Annotated in this window: 16 protein-coding genes; 5 read left to right on the top strand and 11 right to left on the bottom strand. The window is 68.9% G+C overall.

Going from position 1 to position 19673, the window contains the following annotated elements; all coding sequences use genetic code 11:
• The first annotated feature begins 136 nt into the window (after nucleotides 1–136).
• Nucleotides 137–2905: a pentapeptide repeat-containing protein gene (locus KF892_09220; protein MBX3625179.1), complete on the top strand. Its 2769-nt coding sequence runs from the start codon at nucleotides 137–139 to the stop codon at nucleotides 2903–2905.
• 15 nt (nucleotides 2906–2920) lie between these two features.
• Here KF892_09220 and KF892_09225 read toward each other — a convergent pair whose 3' ends face one another.
• The 3 genes from KF892_09225 to KF892_09235 are packed head-to-tail and all read right to left on the bottom strand — an operon-like array spanning nucleotide 2921 to nucleotide 6128.
• On the bottom strand, nucleotides 2921–4219 hold the full coding sequence (locus tag KF892_09225) for a hypothetical protein (protein MBX3625180.1): 1299 nt from the start codon (nucleotides 4217–4219) through the stop codon (nucleotides 2921–2923).
• A complete protein-coding gene (locus tag KF892_09230) occupies nucleotides 4216–4998 on the bottom strand; it encodes a response regulator transcription factor (GenBank protein ID MBX3625181.1) in 783 nt (260 codons plus the stop codon). Before KF892_09230 ends, KF892_09225 begins: the two co-directional genes overlap by 4 nt.
• The gene (locus KF892_09235; protein MBX3625182.1) at nucleotides 4995–6128 is read right to left on the bottom strand and encodes a histidine kinase; all 1134 of its coding nucleotides are present in this window, start codon (nucleotides 6126–6128) and stop codon (nucleotides 4995–4997) included. The genes KF892_09230 and KF892_09235 overlap by 4 nt, the downstream gene beginning before the upstream one ends.
• A 136-nt stretch (nucleotides 6129–6264) precedes the next feature.
• On the opposite strand from KF892_09235, the gene argH reads away from it, so the two are divergent.
• Nucleotides 6265–7662 (top strand): argininosuccinate lyase, encoded by a 1398-nt coding sequence (gene argH, locus KF892_09240; GenBank protein MBX3625183.1) that lies wholly within the window; start codon nucleotides 6265–6267, stop codon nucleotides 7660–7662.
• 40 nt (nucleotides 7663–7702) lie between these two features.
• A complete protein-coding gene (locus tag KF892_09245) occupies nucleotides 7703–8590 on the top strand; it encodes an alpha/beta hydrolase (GenBank protein ID MBX3625184.1) in 888 nt (295 codons plus the stop codon).
• A 45-nt stretch (nucleotides 8591–8635) separates the two neighbouring features.
• Here the strand turns inward: KF892_09245 and KF892_09250 are convergent, their stop codons facing one another.
• The 6 genes from KF892_09250 to polA form a co-directional block, all read right to left on the bottom strand.
• Complete coding sequence (locus KF892_09250; GenBank protein MBX3625185.1) at nucleotides 8636–9850, bottom strand: ABC transporter substrate-binding protein; 1215 nt, start codon at nucleotides 9848–9850, stop codon at nucleotides 8636–8638.
• Nucleotides 9851–9931: 81 nt separating this feature from the next.
• The gene (locus tag KF892_09255) at nucleotides 9932–10918 is read right to left on the bottom strand and encodes a branched-chain amino acid ABC transporter permease (GenBank protein ID MBX3625186.1); all 987 of its coding nucleotides are present in this window, start codon (nucleotides 10916–10918) and stop codon (nucleotides 9932–9934) included.
• Between the two features lie 18 nt (nucleotides 10919–10936).
• Nucleotides 10937–11806, bottom strand: a complete 870-nt coding sequence (locus tag KF892_09260; protein ID MBX3625187.1) for a branched-chain amino acid ABC transporter permease — start codon at nucleotides 11804–11806, stop codon at nucleotides 10937–10939.
• Nucleotides 11807–11812: 6 nt separating this feature from the next.
• Nucleotides 11813–12529, bottom strand: a complete 717-nt coding sequence (locus KF892_09265) for an ABC transporter ATP-binding protein (protein MBX3625188.1) — start codon at nucleotides 12527–12529, stop codon at nucleotides 11813–11815.
• Nucleotides 12526–13311, bottom strand: coding sequence for an ABC transporter ATP-binding protein (locus KF892_09270; GenBank protein ID MBX3625189.1), 786 nt, complete (start codon nucleotides 13309–13311; stop codon nucleotides 12526–12528). Before KF892_09270 ends, KF892_09265 begins: the two co-directional genes overlap by 4 nt.
• A 217-nt stretch (nucleotides 13312–13528) precedes the next feature.
• A complete protein-coding gene (gene polA, locus KF892_09275; GenBank protein MBX3625190.1) occupies nucleotides 13529–16300 on the bottom strand; it encodes a DNA polymerase I in 2772 nt (923 codons plus the stop codon).
• Nucleotides 16301–16527: 227 nt separating this feature from the next.
• Between polA and KF892_09280 the strand changes: the two genes are divergently transcribed.
• Together KF892_09280 and KF892_09285 are read left to right on the top strand one after the other, a co-directional pair.
• Complete coding sequence (locus KF892_09280; GenBank protein ID MBX3625191.1) at nucleotides 16528–17325, top strand: DNA ligase; 798 nt, start codon at nucleotides 16528–16530, stop codon at nucleotides 17323–17325.
• A 45-nt stretch (nucleotides 17326–17370) separates the two neighbouring features.
• Nucleotides 17371–17901, top strand: a complete 531-nt coding sequence (locus KF892_09285; protein MBX3625192.1) for a hypothetical protein — start codon at nucleotides 17371–17373, stop codon at nucleotides 17899–17901.
• Nucleotides 17902–17904: 3 nt separating this feature from the next.
• Here the strand turns inward: KF892_09285 and KF892_09290 are convergent, their stop codons facing one another.
• Both KF892_09290 and KF892_09295 read right to left on the bottom strand, forming a co-directional pair.
• Entirely contained in the window at nucleotides 17905–18381 is a 477-nt protein-coding gene (locus KF892_09290; GenBank protein ID MBX3625193.1) for an MgtC/SapB family protein, read from the bottom strand.
• A 22-nt stretch (nucleotides 18382–18403) separates the two neighbouring features.
• Nucleotides 18404–19549 (bottom strand): GGDEF domain-containing protein, encoded by a 1146-nt coding sequence (locus tag KF892_09295; GenBank protein ID MBX3625194.1) that lies wholly within the window; start codon nucleotides 19547–19549, stop codon nucleotides 18404–18406.
• Nucleotides 19550–19673: the final 124 nt, after the last annotated feature.

Raw genomic sequence — 19673 nt, forward strand, 5'->3', positions numbered from 1 at the left:
GCGTCGTGTCGGCCGTGCCGGCACGACGCTCAGCATTCCATCCGCGTCCCCCTCCCTCTTCATGGGGAGCCTCACCTCGGCTTCTGGCCAGCGCAGCGCTCCTACCATCCCGCGACCTAAAAAAGCGGGGAGGAAGATGAAGATGTCAGATGGACTGTGGGAGCGCCTGCTGGCGCAGGGCGAGAACGACTGCCGCGAGCTGCCGGCTGACACGTCCGCCCCTTCAGGGCACGCACGCGAGCTGCGAACGACGGCCCTGCGCACCGGCGAAGAGTCCATCGCCGGTGTCTCGCTCCACTACGACGAACCGCAGGGGGCAGCAGCCTTTCTGCAAGCGATCGGCACCTGCACGTCAGGTGCGATCGCGCTGATCCTGGCCTCGTGGGGCGAGGGACTGTCGACCCTGGTCCTTCGGCATGTCGGCCAGCTCTGTGAGGCACACAGACGCGACCCGCAGCAAGCGCGCCCCCTCTACATCGACCTGGGGCGCCTGGTCGACCACGACGCGGGGCACTCGCCTGCCACATTGAATGAAGCGGTGCAGCTGGAACTTGCACGCCGCCAGCTGCCCGACGATCCAGCGCCCGTGCTGCAGGCGGTGAGCGAGGGCCGGTGCGTGCTCTTTCTCGACCACGTCGAGGCCGTCGCGGCCCACCACCCGGGCGTGTGGCGCTGGCCCGCCGAGCTGAACGATGGCGATCGGGCACGCGGCAAGCCGCATGTGGTCATGCTCTGTGCCGACGAACTTTTCGATGATGACGACGACGTCCGTGCGGCGGCGCTCACCCTTCGCGAATCGAGTGCGGCGATGGCGGCCGATCTATGGTTCGCCACCCTCGTGCCGCTGGACTGGCAGGCAGCGTTCGACGCCTGCACTGCGGCCGGCATCGACCTCGGCACCTGCGCCGAGCGCCATCGCGCATGGCAATGGACGGGCCTCGACGGGCGGGCCACGGCAGCACGCCTGGCGGCCCTGAGCCCCCTCTTCAACCAGCGACGCGACCAGGCACTGCAGCCGATCGAGGTCTTCACGGCCTGGTGGACCCATTGCCTGCCGCCGTCGTTCGACCTGGAGGCCGCGACATTCGTCGCCACTGCGATGGATCTCGCGCGGCTGCAGGGCGACGAGCAGGCCAATGCCGTTCCAATCGAACAGTTCGCTGCCTTGGTCGAGCACCTGTGGCCGCAGACCTCGCCGGCACAGCAGACGCCTCTTCGCATGTCACTGCGCGTTGCGCTCCAGATGCAGCGCAGCGGACGCCACGTCGCGGTGCCCAGCGGGCTGCTCTGGAGCGGCCAGGCGGTGATCGACGCCCTGATGGCGGGCGACCTCGAACTCATCGGCGCGGCGATCGTCTCCGGCTGGCGCGGCACCGGCGTGGCAGACGCCGCGGTGGAGGCCTGGCAGCGCGCCGGCCACACCACGTTTCCGCCTGAACTGCATACCGCCTTGCAAGACGAGCAGCCGCCCGCCGTCACGGGCGCCTTGCTGCGCTTGAGCTGCCAGCTTGCGCGCACGTTGGCGGGTTGGCAGGCGCGCACCAGCGCTGCAGCGGCCGGCACCCGCGACATCGACGCCCGGTATCGGTCATGCCTGCAGGACATGCTGGCGCCGCTGTCGCAATCCCGACTCGCCGGCGCCACGCTGAGGGGCGCCCACTTGCGCGAGCTGCCCCTCACCGATCTGGACCTCCGCCGGGCCGATCTCACCGGCGCCGACTTCACCGGCGCGCGGCTGCGGCGTGTGGTGCTCGACGACGCCGTGGCCGACGAGGCGTGCTTCGAGCGGGCCGAGCTGGACGACGTGAGCGCGGAACGCCTGCATGCCCACCGCACCCGTTGGCAGCACGCGCGCTGGAACCGGCGCTGGGCCAACGCCGAGTTGACCCACGCCACACCAGACATGCGCCCCGACACGGCCGATGCACCGGTGCGCCTGACATCCTTCCCCGGCGCATCGCCCAGTTCGCCAAAACGACTGCTGCGCTCGGTCGGCGGCCACTGGCTGGCGGCGCTCCTGGACGACGGCGGCGTTGCCATGTGGCGAGGCGACACACTGACCCCGGTGTGGCACCTGCCCGCGCCCGACGCAGGCAGCCAAGTGCTCGACGCCGCGTTTTCGGACGACGGCAACCACCTCGTCACCACGCACGCCCACAAGGCGCTGCGACGCTGGACATCAAACGAGGGGCACCTCGCCCAGGAATACACCGATCTGCACGTGCCGATGCACATGCTGATCGTCCACCCCGAGGGCGGGCCGATCGTGGGCTATGGCGGCCAGCAGCATGCGTGGTGCAGCTGCGAGCTGCAACGCCTCACCCACATGCCGAGCAGCGTGCCGGCCGGGTCTGCCCAAGGGCTGACCTGCGCCACCCTGGCGCCGTCCGGTCGATCGGTGTTCGCCAGCGCATCGAGCGGCCACGGCGTGTGGGAGTACCCGCCTGCCGGGTCGCGCCGCGTGCTGGATTGGCCGGTCGGGCAGGTCTGGGCCCTTGCTGCCGCGCACGACGCAGCGGTCGGCCACACCTGGCTGGCCGTTCTGGAAAGCGACGCGCTCTGGTGGGGCAACGCCGATACGACCGAGCCGCCCCAGCGCTTCGACCGGCCCGGCGCAGTGGTGCCCAGCCTGACGCATCGCGCCGGTCAACCGCCGGCATGGCGGCCTTCCGGGCCGATGGACCAGCTGGCGTTTTCACCCGACGGCCGCTGGCTCGTCTGCATCGGCCCCGGTGGGCCCGCCATGGCGGTCGACACACGCAGCGGCAAGGCACACCCCTTGCACACGGCCAGCGTCGAAGGGGCGCGCTGCGTCGGCTTCGACCGTGCAGGCCAGCTCGTGCTGGGAAGCGACGGCCTGCGCCGCTACGCGCTCCCCGACCCCATAGGCGCGTCTCGCCCCTGAGGCCACGCCGCCTGTTCAGCGGAGCGCGGCAGCCGCCTCGCTTGCCGCCGTCGCCACGCGCGTGGCGACGGCATCACGGTACCGCTTGGCCAGCACCGCGGCACCGTCGGGCGAGCGCTTGAGCGCCGCACGCAGCGTGGCCATCTCGCCGAGGCGGGCGGTTTCGTGGAGGCGCCCGAGCGTCAGCGCCAGGGCGTTGCAGCTCCACGCGTCGGCCTGGGCCGCGGCGTTCAGCTGCGCCAGCGCATCGCGCTCCTCGGCCGCCGCCGCGACACGCTCGGCCGGCCAGCCGGCGCGCTCGCCGATGCTGGCACCCAGGGCCACTTCGGCGGCGGTGCCGCCACGCCGGGCCAGCACCTCGGCCACGCCGGAACACAGCTGCTGGCGGTTGGCGTCTCGCATGTCCTTCACCCCGCAGTGCTGGCTGGCCGCCACCAGCGGCAGCTCGGCACTCGCCTCCAGCTTCGTCAGCTCGGCGGCCAGGCTCACGCGCGACATCAGGTCGGCTTCAGGCGGCAGCTTCGCGAGCACCGTGCCGGCAAGCGCTCCGTGGCGTGCGTCCGACCGGGTGGCGTGCGACACGCGGTAGAGCGCCTCGGCCACGGCGGGCTCGTCACGGCGGAGCGAGGCATCGGCGGCCACCTGCAGCCAGGCCATCGCGTTGGTCGGCTCCAGCCTCGCCCATTGTTCGGCCGACAGCATGCGGCACACGCCTTCGGTGCGCTGCTGCTGGCAGGCCCGCATCGCCCAGGCGTAGACCTGGGGCGTGCCCTTGAACGCGGCCAGCGAGGCGAGCTCGTCGCGGGCCCGCGCCGCGCCGCCGTCGAGCACGCCGTCGGCCACGGTGCCCTCGTCGAGCGCCACCATCAGCAGGCCGGCGGCACGCAGGTTGTCGTCCTGGCTCGCCAGAAGCGTGGGCAGCACCTGGTCGCGCACACGCCGCGCGGCACCGACGATGGGTGCCATGTCGCGCGGGCGGCCATCGGCACCGGCCTTCACGCGACCCAGGCCGCAGACCTCGATCTCGTCGGCCGCGAGATCAGGCACGGCCGGTGCCACGAGCGCGGCCGTCATGGCCGACACGCCCTGCTGCGAGAGCTGGGCCTCGTCGAGCGTGGCCAGCCTCTGCACCGTGTTGGCATTCGCCAGGTCTTCCACGGGGGTCTCTTCGGCTTCCGGCGGGGGCTGGAGCCCCGCCTCCACCGCCTGCCACACCAGCCCACCCAACACCAGCACCACCAGGCCCGCACCGACCCAGCGCATGCGCCGCGTCAACCTGCCTTCATCGCCTTGTGCGTCTTCGTTGTTGTTCACAAGCCCCCCTCTGCAATCGCTTCCTTGACCGCCGCCACCTGGCGACGCGATACCACCAACCATTCATCGACCGGCGCCACCCGCACCACCCAGCCTTCGGCCGCCTCGTCTTCGCCCTCGGCCGGAAGCACGCGCCGTTCCAGCGCGCGCAGCGCCTTGCGCGCCACCAGCGCGTTGCGGTGGATGCGCAGGAAACGGTCGCCCAGGCGCTGCTCGAGGTCGGTGAGCGCGTCGTCGAGCACGTGGGTGTGCGTGGCGGTGCGCAGCGTCACGTACTTCAGCTCGGCCTTGAGGTAGAGCACCTCCGAGACCGGCACCCGCACCTTGCGCCCGAGCTCGCTCACGACGATCACCGGCTCGTCGGCCGCTTCGGCCGGCGCACGCGCGGCACCGCCTGCCTGGCCCATGCGCTGCGCGACGCGCTGCAAGGCGGCGTGCAATCGCTCGCGGCGCACCGGCTTGGTGAGGTAGTCGACCGCATCGAGGTCGAAGGCCTGCAACGCATGCTCGGCATGCGCCGTCACGAAAACGATGGCCGGCGGGTGCGGCAGCTGCTTGATGCGCGCGGCGAGCTGCGTGCCGTCGAGGCCGGGCATGTGGATGTCGAGCAGCACCAGGTCGCAGGGGCGGTCGGCCAGCCACACGAGCGCCTGGCTCGCGTTGGCCGCTTCGCCCACCACCTGGGCCTTGGGCGCAGGGCAATCCTGCACCAGCCCGCGCAGGCGCAGGCGCGCCAGCTCTTCGTCGTCGACCACCAGGACCTTGAGTTCAGTGTTCATAGCGGGATGACGATCTGCACGCGGAAGAAGTCTTTGTCGATGTGCGTCTCGAACTGCGCCGCCACGTCGTGCATGAGGCGCAGGCGCTCGCGCACGTTGCGCAGGGCAATGCCGTTGCCTGGCTTCGAAGGCTCCCGAGGCAGCGTGTTGACGATGGTGACCACCGCATGCGCACGCTTGACCCGCGTGCGGATGCGCACCACGCCGCCATCGGGCGCCGGCTCCACGCCGTGGCGCACCGCGTTCTCGACCAGCGGCTGCAGCAGCAGCGGCGGCACGCGGGCGGTGCCGGCGTCTTCGTCGAGCTCCCAGCTCACCTGCAGGCGATCGCCGAAACGCACCTGCTCGATCGCAAGGTAGCGCTGCGCGAGCGACACCTCTTCGGCCAGCGTGACCGAGGCGCCGCTGTCGCTCAGCGCCACGCGAAAGAGCTCGGCCAGGTCTTCGAGCAGGCCCTCGGTGCGGGCAGGGTCGAGCCGGGCCAGCGTGATGGCGGTGTTGAGGGTGTTGAAGAGGAAGTGCGGCCGGATGCGCGACTGCAGCTCGGCCAGCCGGGCCGTGGTGTCGGCCGGCAGGCGGGCCCGCGCGCGCAGCGTGAGCCAATAGAACATCGCGGCGGCGAGCAGCGCCCCGGCCAGCGAAGGCGGCAACCAAGTGGTGCCCGGGCCGAGGCCGCCCGCGGCCTGCAAGCCCCAGCCGAAGGCGCCGCTGCCAGCCCCCAGCAGCACCGCCACCACCCATTGCCCGACCGCCGGCAGCCGCGCCAGCCCCTGCTTGAGCAGGCAGGCCAGCACCAGCCACAGCAGCAGCGCCGGCAGCGCCATGCTGGCCGCCACGGCCAGCAGCGTGAGCCATGACGCCAGATCGCTCGCCCCGAAGCTCACCGCCACCGCGAGCGTGCAATGCACAAAGAGCAGCGCGCGCAGCACCACGCCCACGTGGCACACGTCGAAGGCCGAGACGGCCCCGTGCCGGCCCTTCGCGCCGGGCTCGTAGGGGCCGAAGCCGGTGGGCCCGAAGAGGCTGCTGCTGGAGGTGCTGGACGGGTCGGGCGACCCGGCGCCCTCGGCCCCGGCCCGGGCCGGGCGGCTCGGCGCGTTCGCGGCGTGTGGGGGCTGGGGCTCGGGCATGTCGGGCGGGGGTGGCCGAATAGAATCGGCCGCTCTGATCTTGAAGCCAGCGCGAACACCGCGCAGTCCTGCGATTGTCGCCAAGACACGCCCCCCGGCAACCGCACACACACAGCGTTACACGCCCCCGCCCGCCATGTCTTCCAACCAACTCGACAAGAAATCCCAAGCCTGGTCTGCGCTCTTTTCCGAGCCGATGAGCGAGCTGGTCAAGCGCTATACCGCGAGCGTCGATTTCGACAAGCGCCTGTGGAAGGCCGACATCGAAGGCTCGCTGGCCCACGCCGAGATGCTGGCCGCGCAGGGCGTGATCGGCGCGCAGGACCTCGCCGACATCCAGCGTGGCATGGCGCAGATCAAGGGCGAGATCGAAGCCGGCACCTTCGAGTGGAAGCTCGACCTCGAAGACGTGCACCTCAACATCGAAGCCCGCCTCACCACGCTCGTGGGCGACGCCGGCAAGCGCCTGCACACCGGCCGCTCGCGCAACGACCAGGTGGCGACCGACGTGCGCCTGTGGCTGCGCAGCGAGATCGACTCGCTCGCCCCCTTGCTCGCCGACATGCAGAAGTCGCTGGTCGACGTGGCCGAGAAGAACGTCGACACCATCCTGCCCGGCTTCACGCACATGCAGGTGGCGCAGCCGGTGAGCTTCGCGCACCACCTGCTGGCCTATGTGGAGATGTTCAAGCGCGATGCCGAGCGGCTGGCCGATGTTCGGCGCCGCGTGAACCAGCTGCCGCTCGGTGCCGCGGCACTCGCCGGCACCAGCTACCCGCTCGATCGCGAGCGTGTGGCCAAGACCCTGGGCTTCGACGGCGTGTGCCAGAACAGCCTCGACGCCGTGAGCGACCGCGACTTCGCGCTCGAGTTCACCGCGTTCGCCTCGATCGCGATGGTGCACGTGTCGCGCCTCGCGGAAGAGATCGTGCTGTGGATGAGCCAGAACTTCAGCTTCATCGACCTGGCCGACCGCTACTGCACCGGCTCGTCGATCATGCCGCAGAAGCGCAACCCCGACGTGGCCGAGCTGGCGCGCGGCAAGAGCGGGCGCGTGGTGGGCCACCTGATGGGCCTCATCACGCTGATGAAGGGCCAGCCCCTCACCTACAACAAGGACAACCAGGAAGACAAGGAGCCCTTGTTTGACACCGTCGACACGCTGCGCGACACGCTGCGCATCATGGCCGAGATGGTGGGCGGCATCACGGTGAAGAAAGAGGCGATGGAGCGCGCCGCGCTGCGCGGCTACGCCACCGCCACCGACCTCGCCGACTACCTGGTGAAGAAGGGCCTGCCCTTCCGCGATGCGCACGAGGTGGTGGCCCACGCGGTGAAGACCGCCATCGCACAAGGCAAGGACCTCTCCGAGCTGCCGCTCGCCACGCTGCAGGGCTTCAACGCCACCATCACCGATGACGTGTTCGGCGTGCTGAGCCTCGCCGGCTCGCTCAACGCCCGCCAGGTGCTGGGCGGCACGGCACCCGTGCAGGTGCGCGCGCAGATTGCGCGGCACCGCCAGCGCCTCGGCTGAGGCTGCATCCAGGGTCAGCCCGAGTGCGTAAGGGGTCTCCATGAACCGACGCCTCCACCTTGGCCACCTCGCCACCCTGCTCACCCTGCCGGCCTTGAGCGCCTGCTCGTCGGGCTTGAACGCCCTCAAGCCCTCGTCCACCTACGTGGCCACCGTGGGCGTGAGCTACGGGCCCGACCCGCGGCACAGGCTCGACGTCTACCGACCCGCCGGCAAGGCCCCGCCCGGCGGCTGGCCGGTGGTGGTGTTCTTCTATGGCGGCTCGTGGCACTGGGGCAGCCGCGCCGAGTACACCTTTGCCGGCGAAGCACTGGCCTCGCGCGGCGTGCTGGCACTGATCGCCGACTACCGCCTCTACCCGGATGTGCGCTACCCCGACTTCCTCGACGACAGCGCGCGCGCCACCGGGTATGCGCTCAGAGAAGCGTCGGCGCTCGGCGGGAATCCGCAGCGGGTGTACGTGATGGGCCACAGCGCCGGGGCGTACAACGCCGCGATGGTGGCGCTCGATGCGCGCTGGCTCGCGGCACAGGGACAGTCTCCCTCGTCGCTTGCCGGCTGGATCGGGCTGGCCGGGCCCTATGAGTTCCTGCCGATCAGCAACCCGCAGGCGCAGGTGGTTTTCCACCACCCCCACTACCCACCCGGCTCGCAACCCATCGACTACGTGAAGCGTGACGCCCCGCGGGCCTTCCTCGGCGCCGCGCGCAGCGACCACCTCGTGAACCCGGTGCGCAACACCGAGCAGATGGCCGAGCGCCTGAAGGCAGCCGGTGCGCCGGTGCAGCTCAAGCTCTACGACGGGGTCGACCACATCACGCTCGTCGCATCGATGGCCTGGTCGCTGCGCTGGATGTCGACGGTGCTCGACGACGTGTCGGCCTTCATGCTGGCCGAGCCGGCGACACCCACCACCGCCGCCAAATGAAAAGAGCCGCCCGGGGGCGGCTCTCTCGTGCGGCGGGATGGGCGGTCAGTCGTTCGCGCCGATCAGCTCGCCGAACAGCACCCACTGCGTGCCGTTGAACTTGGCCAGCTGGCCTTGCTCCATCAGGAAGAAGTCGGTCGGCGAGGTGTTGATCGCCATGCCGGGCAAGAGCAGCGGCAGCTTGAAGTTCTTCAGGTTCGCGGCCTGCTTCATCAGGTTTTCGCGGGTGAGGTCGTTGCCGCACTGCTTGAGCACCTGGTGCAGGGTCTGCGCGGTGAGGTAGGCGTACATGTTCGACGCATCCTTCGGGTCACCCTCGCGGTAGTGACGGCCCATGAAGGCGCGCCATTCGAGCATGGCCGGGTCGTCCTTCCACTGCGGGTCGTTCGGGTCCTTGTAGTACTGCAGCGTGATCAGGTCCTTCGACTTGTCGAGACCCGCCGGCACCAGCACCGAACCCACCGACGCGCCCACGTTGTTCACGATGTGCAGCGGCTTCCAGCCCGAGTCGAAGGCCTTGCGGATCGCCTGGGCCGAGAACTTCGGCGTGGTGATGTTGATGAAGGTGTCGGCACCCGAGGCCTGCAGCGTGAGGATCTGCGAGTCGACGGTCGGGTCGGAGACCTCATACGTCGCTTCCTTCACCACCATCGTGGCGGCCTTGGCGCCCAGGCCGTCTTTCACGCCCTTGAGCACGTCTTTGCCGTAGTCGTCGTTCTGGTAGAGGATCGCGACCTTGGCGTTGGGCTTGTTCTTCAGGAGCCACTTCGCGTAGATCATGCCCTCGGACTGGTAGGCGATGTTCCAGCCGATGGTCCACGGGTAGTTCTTCGGGTCGGCCCACTTGGTGGCGCCGGTCGACAGGAAGAGGTGCGGCACCTTCTTCGCGTTCATGTACTTGTGGATCGCGCTGTTCGGCGCAGTGCCGAGCGTGTTGAAGGTGGCGAGCACTTCTTCCTGCTCGACGAGCTTGCGGATCTGCTCGACCGTCTTGGGCGGGCTGTAGCCGTCGTCCAGGCTGATCAGGTTGACCTTGCGGCCGTTGATGCCACCCTGCTCGTTGACCATCTTGAAGTAGGCCTGGTGCAGCTTGCCGATCGTGCCGTAGGCCGAGGCGGGGCCGCTGTAGGGCATGGTCTGCCCGATCTTGATCTCGGTGTCGGAGGCACCGGGGCCGTATTTGCCTGCGGCCATCGCGCCGACGCTGAAGGCCAGCGACGCGGACGCCGCCAGCACGAGGTTCAAGGTTCTGGATGTCATGTCGCTTCCTTTCGATCGGACTGAAAACACATTGGCTGCGGCCAGACGCTTCCCATCAACGCATCGGGCCCCGATGAGGGTCTACTGAGTTACCCGCCCTCGTAGAAACCGAGCCCTCAGGATCCGGATCAGGCCGGCCACCCCTGTGGGCATCACGTACATGAAGACGATGAGGAACACGCCGTAGATGGCCCAGGGCGCAGACTTGGAGATCTGGTCGGCCACGTTCGGGATGAACTGGATGAAGAGCGCGCCGAAGATCGCGCCCGAGATCGACGCCAGGCCACCGATCACCACGCCGATGAAGAGGCTGAACGAGAGGAAGATGCCGAAGGAGTCGGGCGCCACAAACTGCACCGCGATCGCGCCGAGCGCCCCCGCGATGCCGGTGTACATGGCCGACACGCCGAAGGTGAGCGACTTGTACATCGCGGCGTTCACGCCCATCGCCCGCGCCGCGATCGGCTGGTCGCGCAGCGCCACCATCGCGCGGCCGATGCGCCCGCGCAGCAGGTTCCAGCCGATGAAGAAGAGCAGCACCGTCCACGCGAGGATGAAGAGGTACAGCCACTTGTCTTGCGACAGGCCGGTCCATTCCGGCGCATCGGGCTTCATGATGACCAAGCCCTGCGAACCCCCCGTCCAGTGCTCCAGCGCCTTGTGCTTGAGGATCTGCGGCATGGCGATGCCGAGCGCCAGCGTGGCAATCGCGAGGTACAGGCCCTCGAGGCGCAGCGCCGGCAGGCCGAAGAGGAAACCCGCCACCAGGCACACCAGCCCGGCGAGCGGGATGGTCGCCCAATACGGCAGGCCGGCCTTGTCCATCAGCACGGCGGCCACGTAGGCGCCGATGGCGTAGAAGGCCCCGTGGCCGAGCGAGATCTGGCCGTTGAAGCCCATCAGCATGTTGAGCCCGAGGATCGCGATGGCGTAGCACAGCGCGAGCGCGAGCTGGAACACGCGGTAGTCGGGAATGAACATCGGCACGGCGATCGCCGCGACCAGGAGGACCGCGAGGCCGGCGAGCTGCTTGCCGCTGAGCGCGGGCTTCTGAATGGTGGTGGTCATGGGGGTGCTCCTCGGACCTCAGACACGCGAGACATGGGTCTTGCCGAACAGGCCCGAAGGCTTGAGCACCAGCACCCCCACGATCAGCACCAGGGCCACGGTGTGCTTGAGCTCGGTGCCCAGGTACACGCCAACCACGTTTTCCAGCACGCCGACGATGAAGCCGCCGATCACGGCGCCCCACGGGTTGTCGATGCCGCCGAGCAGCGCGCCGGCAAACGCATACAGCAGCACACCGCCCATCATGTTGGGCTCGAGGAAGACCACCGGCGCCACCATCATCCCGGCGACGGCCCCGATGGCCGCGGCCAGGCCCCAGCCGAGCGCGAGCATCCAGCCGACCCGCACCCCCACGAGGCGCGCCGACACCGGGTTCTGCGCCGCCGAGCGCATGGCCAGGCCGAGGGGCGTGTAGCGGAAGAAGACGAAGAGCATCGCGAGCAGCACGAGCGTGATGCCCATCGAGCCGATCTCGTGCGAGGACATGTAGCGGTTGCCGAAGAAGGGCTGCTCGGGGAAGGGGCTCGCGAAGGGCTTGATCGTGTAGCCGAAGATCCAGCCGGCCACGCTGTTGAAGATGACGAGCAGGCCGATGAAGACCGTCACCACCGCGAGCACCGGTGCGTTTTCCACCGGGCGGATCACCACCCGCTCGATCACCACACCCGCCACGAACGCGAGGATGGTGGTGAGGAAGAAGGTCGCCCAGTACGGCAGGCCCGCCTGCATCAGCGCCCAGGCCAGGTAGGTGGCAAACATCGCCATCTCGCCCTGCGCGAAATTGATCTCGTGCGTGGCCTGGTAGATCATGACCAGCGCGAGCGCCATGCTGGCGTAGATGCCGCCCGTGGCCAGGCCCGACAGCACTTGATGGATCAGAAGGTCCATGTTGTTTCAGTACCCGAGGTACGAGCGGCGCACCGACTCGTCGTTGCGGATGGATTCCGAGGTGCCCGAGATCACGACCTTGCCGGTCTCGAGCAGGTAGGCGTGGTCGGCCAGGCGCAGGGCGAGCGAGGCGTTCTGCTCGACCAGCAGCATGCTGATCTTGTCGCTCTGGTTGATCGCCTTGAAGATCTCGAAAAGCTCCTGCACCACGAGCGGCGCGAGGCCGAACGAGGGTTCGTCGAGCAGCAAGAGGCGAGGCCGCAGCATCAGCGCACGCGACACCGCCAGCATCTGCTGCTCGCCACCCGAGAGCGTGCCGGCCTGCTGCTTGCGGCGCTCCTTCAAGCGCGGGAAGTAGGTGTACATGCGCTCGAAGTCGAGGGCGACCTCGGCCTTGTCTTTGCGCGTGTAGGCGCCGACGCGCAGGTTCTCTTCCACGCTGAAGTTGAGGAAGGTGCCGCGGCCGTCGGGCACGTGGGCCACGCCGAGGCGCACGATGTTTTCCGTCGCCTTGCCGTCGATGCGCTCGCCGGCGAGCGTGATCTCACCCTGGGTCTGCACCATGCCGCACACCGCGCGCAGCGTGGTGGTCTTGCCGGCCCCGTTGGCCCCGAGGATGGTGGTGATGCCGCCGGCCTTCACTTCGAAGTCCATGCCGTGCAGCACCTTGGTCTGGCCGTATTGCGCGCGCAGGCCACGCACTTGGAGCAGGATGTCGCTCATGCGGCCTCCGCGCCAAGATAGGCCTTGATGACCTCGGCATTCGCCTGCACTTCGGCCGGCGTGCCGTCGGCGATCTTGCGGCCGAAGTTGAGCGCGACGACCTGGTCGGAGACCCGCATCACGAGGTTCATGTGGTGCTCCACCAAGAGGATGGTCAGCTTGAGTTCGCTGCGGATGCGGCGCAGCAGGTCCATCAGCGCGCCCACTTCTTCGTGGTTCAGGCCCCCGGCCGGCTCGTCGAGCAGCAGCAGCTTGGGCTGCGTGATGAGCGCACGGCCGAACTCCACGCGCTTCTGAGTGCCGAAAGGCAGGTCGGCCACCACGGTCTCGGCGACGGGGCCGAGTTCGAGCAGCTCGATCACCTGCTCCACATGCTCGCGCAGGCGCTGCTCTTCACGGCGCACGCTCGGCAGGCGGAAGGCATTGGAGAGATAACCCGTGCTCGTGCGGCTGTGCCCGCCGAGCATCACGTTCTGGCGCACGCTCATCGTGCGAAAGAGCGCGAGGTTCTGGAAGGTGCGGCCGATGCCCAGCTGGGCGATGCCGTGCGGCTGCACTTCCGTCAGCGAGCGGCCTTCGAAGGCGATGCGGCCTTCGCTGAATTCGTAGAGGCGGGACAGGCAGTTGAACAGCGTGGTCTTGCCCGCGCCGTTGGGCCCGATGAGGCCGACGATCTTGCCGGCCTCGACCTGGAAGGAGACCTTGTCCAAGGCCGTGATGCCACCGAAGCGAACCGTGACGTCGCTGACCTCAAGGAGCGGTGGTGTGGTGCGCGCGTCGATTCGAACTCTCCCCCAAATGGATCGCTGTTCCGCAACGCAAAACAACAGCCTTCGCGTTCCGTCCTTCAGAGCGAAGGCGTGCGCAATTTAGTGTGGAGTTCTGCGCAACGGCAGGGGGGTGTTTCCCGTAAGGGAGGGCCCAGGGAGTTGTTCTCCTAGGCCGTGGTTCCGATAAGTGGAATCGAACGCGTGTGCCTGGAACGCACTTGTGACCGTGTCAGTGGGCCTCGTCCCAATTCGGACCAACGCCCACTTCGGCCAGCAAGGGCACCTTGAGTTGTGCCACGCCGGCCATGAGTTTCGGCACCTCGGTGCGCACCCAGTCGAGCTCGGCCTCGGGCACTTCGAACACCAGCTCGTCGTGCACCTGCATGACCATCAAGGTCAGCTTCTTCTGCTCGTCGAGCGCGGCCTGCACCGCGATCATCGCGAGCTTCACGAGGTCGGCCGCGGTGCCCTGCATCGGGGCATTGATCGCCTGGCGCTCGGCACCGGCCTTGCGCGGGCCGCTGCCGCCGTTGATCTCGGGCAGGTAGATGCGCCGGCCGAAGAGGGTTTCGACATAACCCTTCTCGCGTGCGGAGACCTTGGTGTCGTCCATGTAGCGCTTCACGCCGGGGTAACGCGCGAAGTAGCGCTCGATGTACTGGGTGGCCGCGCTGCGCTCGATGCCGAGGCTCGCCGCCAGGCCGAACGCCCCCATGCCGTAGATGAGGCCGAAGTTGATGGTCTTGGCATAGCGGCGCTGCTCGCTCGTCACGGCCGCGGGCTCGATGCCGAACACCTCCGCTGCGGTGGCGCGGTGCACGTCCATGCCTTCGGCGAAGGCCTTGAGCAGGTTCTCGTCGCCGGAGATGTCGGCCATGATGCGCAGCTCGATCTGCGAGTAATCGGCGCTGACGATCACACTGCCGGGCGGTGCGATGAACGCCTCGCGCACACGCCGGCCTTCGGCGGTGCGGATGGGGATGTTCTGCAGGTTGGGGTCGTTGCTGGACAGGCGCCCCGTCACCGCCACCGCCTGCGCGTAGTTGGTGTGCACGCGGCCGGTCTTGGGGTTGACCATCAACGGCAGCTTGTCGGTGTAGGTGCCCTTGAGCTTCGACAGCGAGCGGTGCTCCAGCAGCTTGGCCGGCAGCGGGTAGTCCTCGGCGAGTTTGTCGAGCACCTCTTCGTCGGTGCTGGGCGAGCCGCTGGCGGTCTTCTTGATGACCGGCAGGCCGAGCTTGTTGAACAGGATCTCGCCGATCTGCTTGGGGCTGCCCATGTTGAAGGGCTGGCCGGCGAGTTCGTGCGCCTCGCGTTCGAGCTGCAGCATGCGCTCGCCGAGCTGCTGGCTTTGCTGCGCGAGCCGCGCCGGGTCGATCAGCACGCCGTTGCGCTCGATGCGCTGCAGGATGTGCGTGACCGGCATCTCGATCTTTTCGTAGATGAAGCGCAGCCCCTTGTCGGCCTCGACCTGCGGCCACAGCGTCTGGTGCACCTGCAGCGTCATCTCGCTGTCTTCACAGGAGTATTCGGCGGCACGGTCGATGTCGACCTGCGCGAACGGGATCTGGTGCGCACCCTTGCCGCACACGTCTTCATAACTCAGGCCGGCGCGGCCGAGGTGGCGCTGGGCGAGGCTGTCGAGGCTGTGCGGCTTGTGGGCTTCGAGCACGTAGCTCTGCAGCAGGGTGTCGTGCACGTAGCCGCGCACGGTGATGCCGGCGTTGGCGAGCACGTGGCTGTCGTACTTGATGTTCTGGCCGAGCTTGGGCGCGTCGGCGTTCTCGAGCCAGGGCTTGAGGCGCTTGAGCACCACATCGAAGGGCAGCTGATCGGGCGCGCCAGCGTAGCTGTGGCGCAGCGGGATGTAGGCCGCCTCGCCCGGGCTCACGCTGAGCGAGATGCCGACGATCTGCGCGGCCATCGGGTCGAGCGAATCGGTCTCGGTGTCGATGGCCGCGAGCGGCGCCGACTCCACCTTGTCGGCCCACAGCTCCAGCTCCTCCGGGGTGAGCACGGTGGTGTAGCTGCGGCTGATGGCGTGCTTGGCCACCATCGGCGTCGGGTTGGCGAGCACGGCGGGCGCCTCGGCCGCGGGGCTGCCGCCACCGAGTGCCTCTTCCAGCTCGCGCTTCCAGGTCTTGAAGCCGTAGCGGGTGTAGAAGTCGAGCAGCGCCTCGCGGTTGACGGGCTGCAGCGCCAGCGATTCGAGCGCCGGCCAGCCGGGCACGTGCGCGGCGAAGTCGCAATCGGTCTTGACCGTCACGAGCTTGCGGCCCATCGGCAACCACTCGAGCGCCTTGCGCAGGTTCTCGCCGGCCACGCCCTTCACCTTGTCGGCTGCGGCGATCACGCCATCGAGCGAGCCGTGTTCGGCGATCCACTTCGCGGCCGTCTTCGGGCCAACCTTCTCGACGCCCGGCACGTTGTCGACCGCATCGCCCATCAGCGTGAGGTAGTCGACGATGCGCTCGGGCGGCACGCCGAACTTCTCGGTCACGCCGGCCACGTCGAGCTTCTCGTTGCTCATGGTGTTCATGAGCGTCACGTGCTCGTTGACGAGTTGCGCCAGATCCTTGTCGCCGGTGGAGATGATGACCCTCTGCCCCGCCTTGGCGGCGATGCACGAGAGCGTGCCGATCACGTCGTCGGCCTCCACGCCGTCGACCATCATCACCGGCCAGCCGAGCAGCTTCACCACTTCATGGATGGGCTCGATCTGCTGCACCAGCGGCTCGGGCATGGGCGAGCGATGGGCCTTGTACTCGGGGTACCAGTCGTCGCGGAAGGTCTTGCCCGGCGCGTCGAACACGCACACCGCGTGCGAGGGTTTCACGTCCTGCACGGCCTTCTTCATCATCGCCACCATGCCGTGGATCGCTCCGGTGGGCACGCCGCCCGGCCCGCGCAGATCGGGCAGCGCGTGATAGGCGCGGTAGAGGTAGCTGGAGCCATCGACCAGCAGCAGCGGGCCGTCGTCGGGAAGCAGGGGCAGGTTCATGGCGCGGATTGTCGGGGAAGCGACTGGCCCTGCAGCCCTGCTGCCATTTCGGCCCCATGCCACCCAAGCGGGTGTGGCCATGCAGCGGCTCGTCACCCGACGGTGGGCTGGGCAGGCCGGGCCGCGGTGCATAGCCTTGCGGGCTTCAACTCCTGCCCTGCCCCATGCCGCTGCGATTCGATCCTCTCCGCCGCGCGCTGCTGATATCGCTCAGCGCCGCGCCCTTCATGCCGCAAGCCGCCCACGCGGGTGGCCCACGCCCGTTGATGCTGGCCGGTGTCTATCGCGCAGGCATGTCCTTGCAGGGCTGGTGGGTCAGCGAGAAGTACGACGGCGTGCGCGCCTACTGGGACGGCCAAGCCCTCTGGACGCGCCACGGCCACCGCATCCACGCGCCGGCGTGGTTCACCCACGGCTGGCCTGCACAGCCGATGGATGGCGAGCTGTGGGCCGGCCATGGCCGCTTCACGAGCGCCGCCTCGGCCGCCGCGCGCGACTTGCCCGACGACACGGCCTGGCGCACGCTGCGCTACATGGTCTTCGACCTGCCGGCTGAAACGGGCTCGTTCGACACGCGCATCGCCCAGCTTCGCCGCGCCCTGCCACGCTCGCACGCCACGCTGCAGGCCGTGGCACAGCACGAGGCCACCAGCGAGGCCGCGCTGCAGGCGCTGCTACACGACACGGTGCACCGCGGCGGCGAAGGGCTGGTGCTCCACCGTGGCGCATCTGCGTACCGCGGCGAGCGCAGCGACGACCTGCTCAAGCTCAAGCCCCACCTCGACGCCGAGGCCACCGTGGTCGGCCACGTGCCGGGCCGCGGCAAGTACGACGGCCTCGTAGGTGCGCTGCTCGTGGAAACCCCGCAAGGCCTGCGCTTCAAGCTCGGCAGCGGGCTGCGGGATGCCGACCGTGTGTCGCCCCCCGCCATCGGCAGCCAGGTCACCTACCGCTACCGGGGCCTGCATCCGGATGGCGTGCCGCGCTTTGCGAGCTTCGTCCGCATACGCGCTGCCAATGAATAATGGCGGCCCCGCGGAGGGCGGGTACACCAACATGAAGAGGGAGTCATGAAGAATCACTTCGTCGGCCTCGCGGCCGTTGCCGCCTGCGCCCTGTCGTCGGGCGCCTCAGCCCAAACCTACGCCAGCGTGGCCGGCGGGCAGGGTCGGATCGCGGTCGAATGTGCCGGCGCATCCGCCTGCGACACCCAGGCAGACGCGTACCGCTTCCTCGCCGGCCGTCGGTTCGCCGGAGGCATCTCCGCCGAAGTCGGCCTCATCGACTTTGGCGAGGCCACCCGCTACGACGGCGCAGGCTCCATCGACTACGTCGTCACCGGCATCACCGCGGGCGCAGCCGTCGATGCGCCGATCAGCTCCTCGTTCGGCTTCTTCACCCGCCTGGGCCTCGCCATGCTGAGGACGCAGGTGCGCTCCTCCACCGACAACACCGTGGCGCCCTATGTGGGCCTCGGGCTCTACGTCACCCCGTGGCAGAACATCCGCCTCGAGTTGAGCGTCGACCAGAGCCGGGCCGAGTTCCGCGGCAGCAAAGGCGACGTGCGCGCCGTCATGCTGGGCGCGCGCGTGCTCTTCTGAGCGTCAGCCCTTCGGGTCGCGCCCGGCGACCTTGGGCACCAGGGCCAGCACGACCAGCGCCATCAGCGTGCTCAGCACCGCCGTCATCTCGCGGCCCAGCCCGCAGGCGATGCCGATGGCCGCCGTCATCCACACCCCCGCGGCGGTGGTGAGGCCCTGCACGTTCTCTTCGCTCTTGTTCTTGATGATCGCGCCCGCGCCGAGAAAGCCGATGCCGGCGACCACGCCCTGGATCACGCGGCTCATGTCGGCCACCTCCATGCCGCCTTGCTGCGGCACCAGCACGAAGAGCGCCGCGCCCATCGCCACCAGCATGTGGGTGCGGATCCCGGCCGCCTTGCCCTGGCTCTCGCGCTCGTAGCCGAGGATGCCGCCCAGCACGGCGGCCAGCAGCAGGCGCAGGACGATGCGGGTGATCTGTTCGGCATCCACCGCATCGGAGAACTCGGTGGCGATGGTGTCGAGGATGCGATTCCACATGTGCTTGCTCCGCGAGCTCGGGTCAGGCCCGCACGAGGCGGTTGCGGCCGCCCTGCTTGGCGGCGTAGAGGGCCCGGTCGGCACGGTCGGCACGGTCGATGATCTCATCGAGCCCCGCGTCACCCTCGTCCAGCGCCGCCACGCCCGCGCTGAAGGTGAGGTCGAAGCCGAGCGCAGGGTTCACGTCGCGGACGATCGCCGCGCGCAGCCGCTGGTCCACGGCTTCGGCCGCCGCCAGGTCCGACATGGGCAGCAGCACGCAGAACTCCTCGCCGCCGTAGCGGCCCACCAGGTCGGGCTGGCGCACGGCGTGGCGCACGGCCGCGGCGAACAGCACCAGCGCGCGGTCGCCGGTCTGGTGGCCGTGCGAGTCGTTGATGCGCTTGAAGAAGTCGATGTCGAGCATCAGCACCACCAGCCCTCGCCCATGGCGGCGCGCGAGGTTGACGTGCGGCAAGGCCTGTTCCATCCAGTGCCGGCGGTTGAGCACGCCGGTGAGGCCGTCGGTGGTGGCCAGGCGCTTGAGTTCCTGCTCGGCCTCGTCTCGGTGGGCGAGCAGGAAGGCCAGCGTGCCCGCCATCACGCAGGCATTGCTCACGATGAGGCCGACGATGTTGACCCAGTGCGCCGACTCGAAACGCGGGTACCTCTCCGGTGCCGCCACGACCAGCACCGCGCGGCACGCCACCAGCGCACCCGAGGCCAGCAGCGCCAGGCCCGCGAGCCAGCGCCAGCGCCAGTTGCCCTGCGCCTGGGGGCGCACCATCAGCCACGCCAGCCACAACATCTGCAGGCCGATGGCGGCGTTGACGACCAGAATGCGCACCACGAAGTTCTGGAACACGAGCCAGTGCACCCCAGCCGTCACCATCGGCACGCCCACGACCCAGGGCATCGAGGCAGGCTCGCGCAGGTAGTTCTTGGCCGCCAGGTACATGAAACTGAAGCCGGTGACCATCGCGGCCGAGCCGAGCGTGGCCAGCTCGCGCGGCCAGCCCCTGTAGGCGGCCACGAGCGCGGCCCAGGCCACCGCCTGCAGCACCAGCGCCACGTTCCACAGCCGCATGCCCGAACGTGTCTTCCACCCTACGCCGAGCAGCAACGCACCCACGATGAGGGTGAGGTTGATGAACATCGATGCGAACAGGGTGAGCGCGTCAAGCTTCATGCGGCGTGTGTCCAGTCGGGCGGAGCCGGGCGTGGCGCCGATTGTGGGTTCAATGGAGACGGCCCGGAAGCGCCGCGGCGGACCCGCTGCCTACAATCCCGGCATGACCTCACGCACTCCTGGC

It is taken from the genome of Rhizobacter sp. (genome assembly GCA_019635355.1).
Lineage (GTDB): Bacteria > Pseudomonadota > Gammaproteobacteria > Burkholderiales > Burkholderiaceae_C > Rhizobacter.

Coding starts and splice junctions, on each gene's coding strand:
- KF892_09295 (MBX3625194.1), bottom strand. CDS start 19,549: ATGAAGCTTGACGCGCTCACCCTGTTCGCATCGATGTTCATCAACCTC.
- KF892_09265 (MBX3625188.1), bottom strand. CDS start 12,529: ATGAGCGACATCCTGCTCCAAGTGCGTGGCCTGCGCGCGCAATACGGC.
- KF892_09285 (MBX3625192.1), top strand. CDS start 17,371: ATGAAGAATCACTTCGTCGGCCTCGCGGCCGTTGCCGCCTGCGCCCTG.
- KF892_09230 (MBX3625181.1), bottom strand. CDS start 4,998: ATGAACACTGAACTCAAGGTCCTGGTGGTCGACGACGAAGAGCTGGCG.
- KF892_09235 (MBX3625182.1), bottom strand. CDS start 6,128: ATGCCCGAGCCCCAGCCCCCACACGCCGCGAACGCGCCGAGCCGCCCG.
- KF892_09280 (MBX3625191.1), top strand. CDS start 16,528: ATGCCGCAAGCCGCCCACGCGGGTGGCCCACGCCCGTTGATGCTGGCC.
- KF892_09245 (MBX3625184.1), top strand. CDS start 7,703: ATGAACCGACGCCTCCACCTTGGCCACCTCGCCACCCTGCTCACCCTG.
- KF892_09220 (MBX3625179.1), top strand. CDS start 137: ATGAAGATGTCAGATGGACTGTGGGAGCGCCTGCTGGCGCAGGGCGAG.
- polA (MBX3625190.1), bottom strand. CDS start 16,300: ATGAACCTGCCCCTGCTTCCCGACGACGGCCCGCTGCTGCTGGTCGAT.
- argH (MBX3625183.1), top strand. CDS start 6,265: ATGTCTTCCAACCAACTCGACAAGAAATCCCAAGCCTGGTCTGCGCTC.
- KF892_09255 (MBX3625186.1), bottom strand. CDS start 10,918: ATGACCACCACCATTCAGAAGCCCGCGCTCAGCGGCAAGCAGCTCGCC.
- KF892_09250 (MBX3625185.1), bottom strand. CDS start 9,850: ATGACATCCAGAACCTTGAACCTCGTGCTGGCGGCGTCCGCGTCGCTG.
- KF892_09290 (MBX3625193.1), bottom strand. CDS start 18,381: ATGTGGAATCGCATCCTCGACACCATCGCCACCGAGTTCTCCGATGCG.
- KF892_09260 (MBX3625187.1), bottom strand. CDS start 11,806: ATGGACCTTCTGATCCATCAAGTGCTGTCGGGCCTGGCCACGGGCGGC.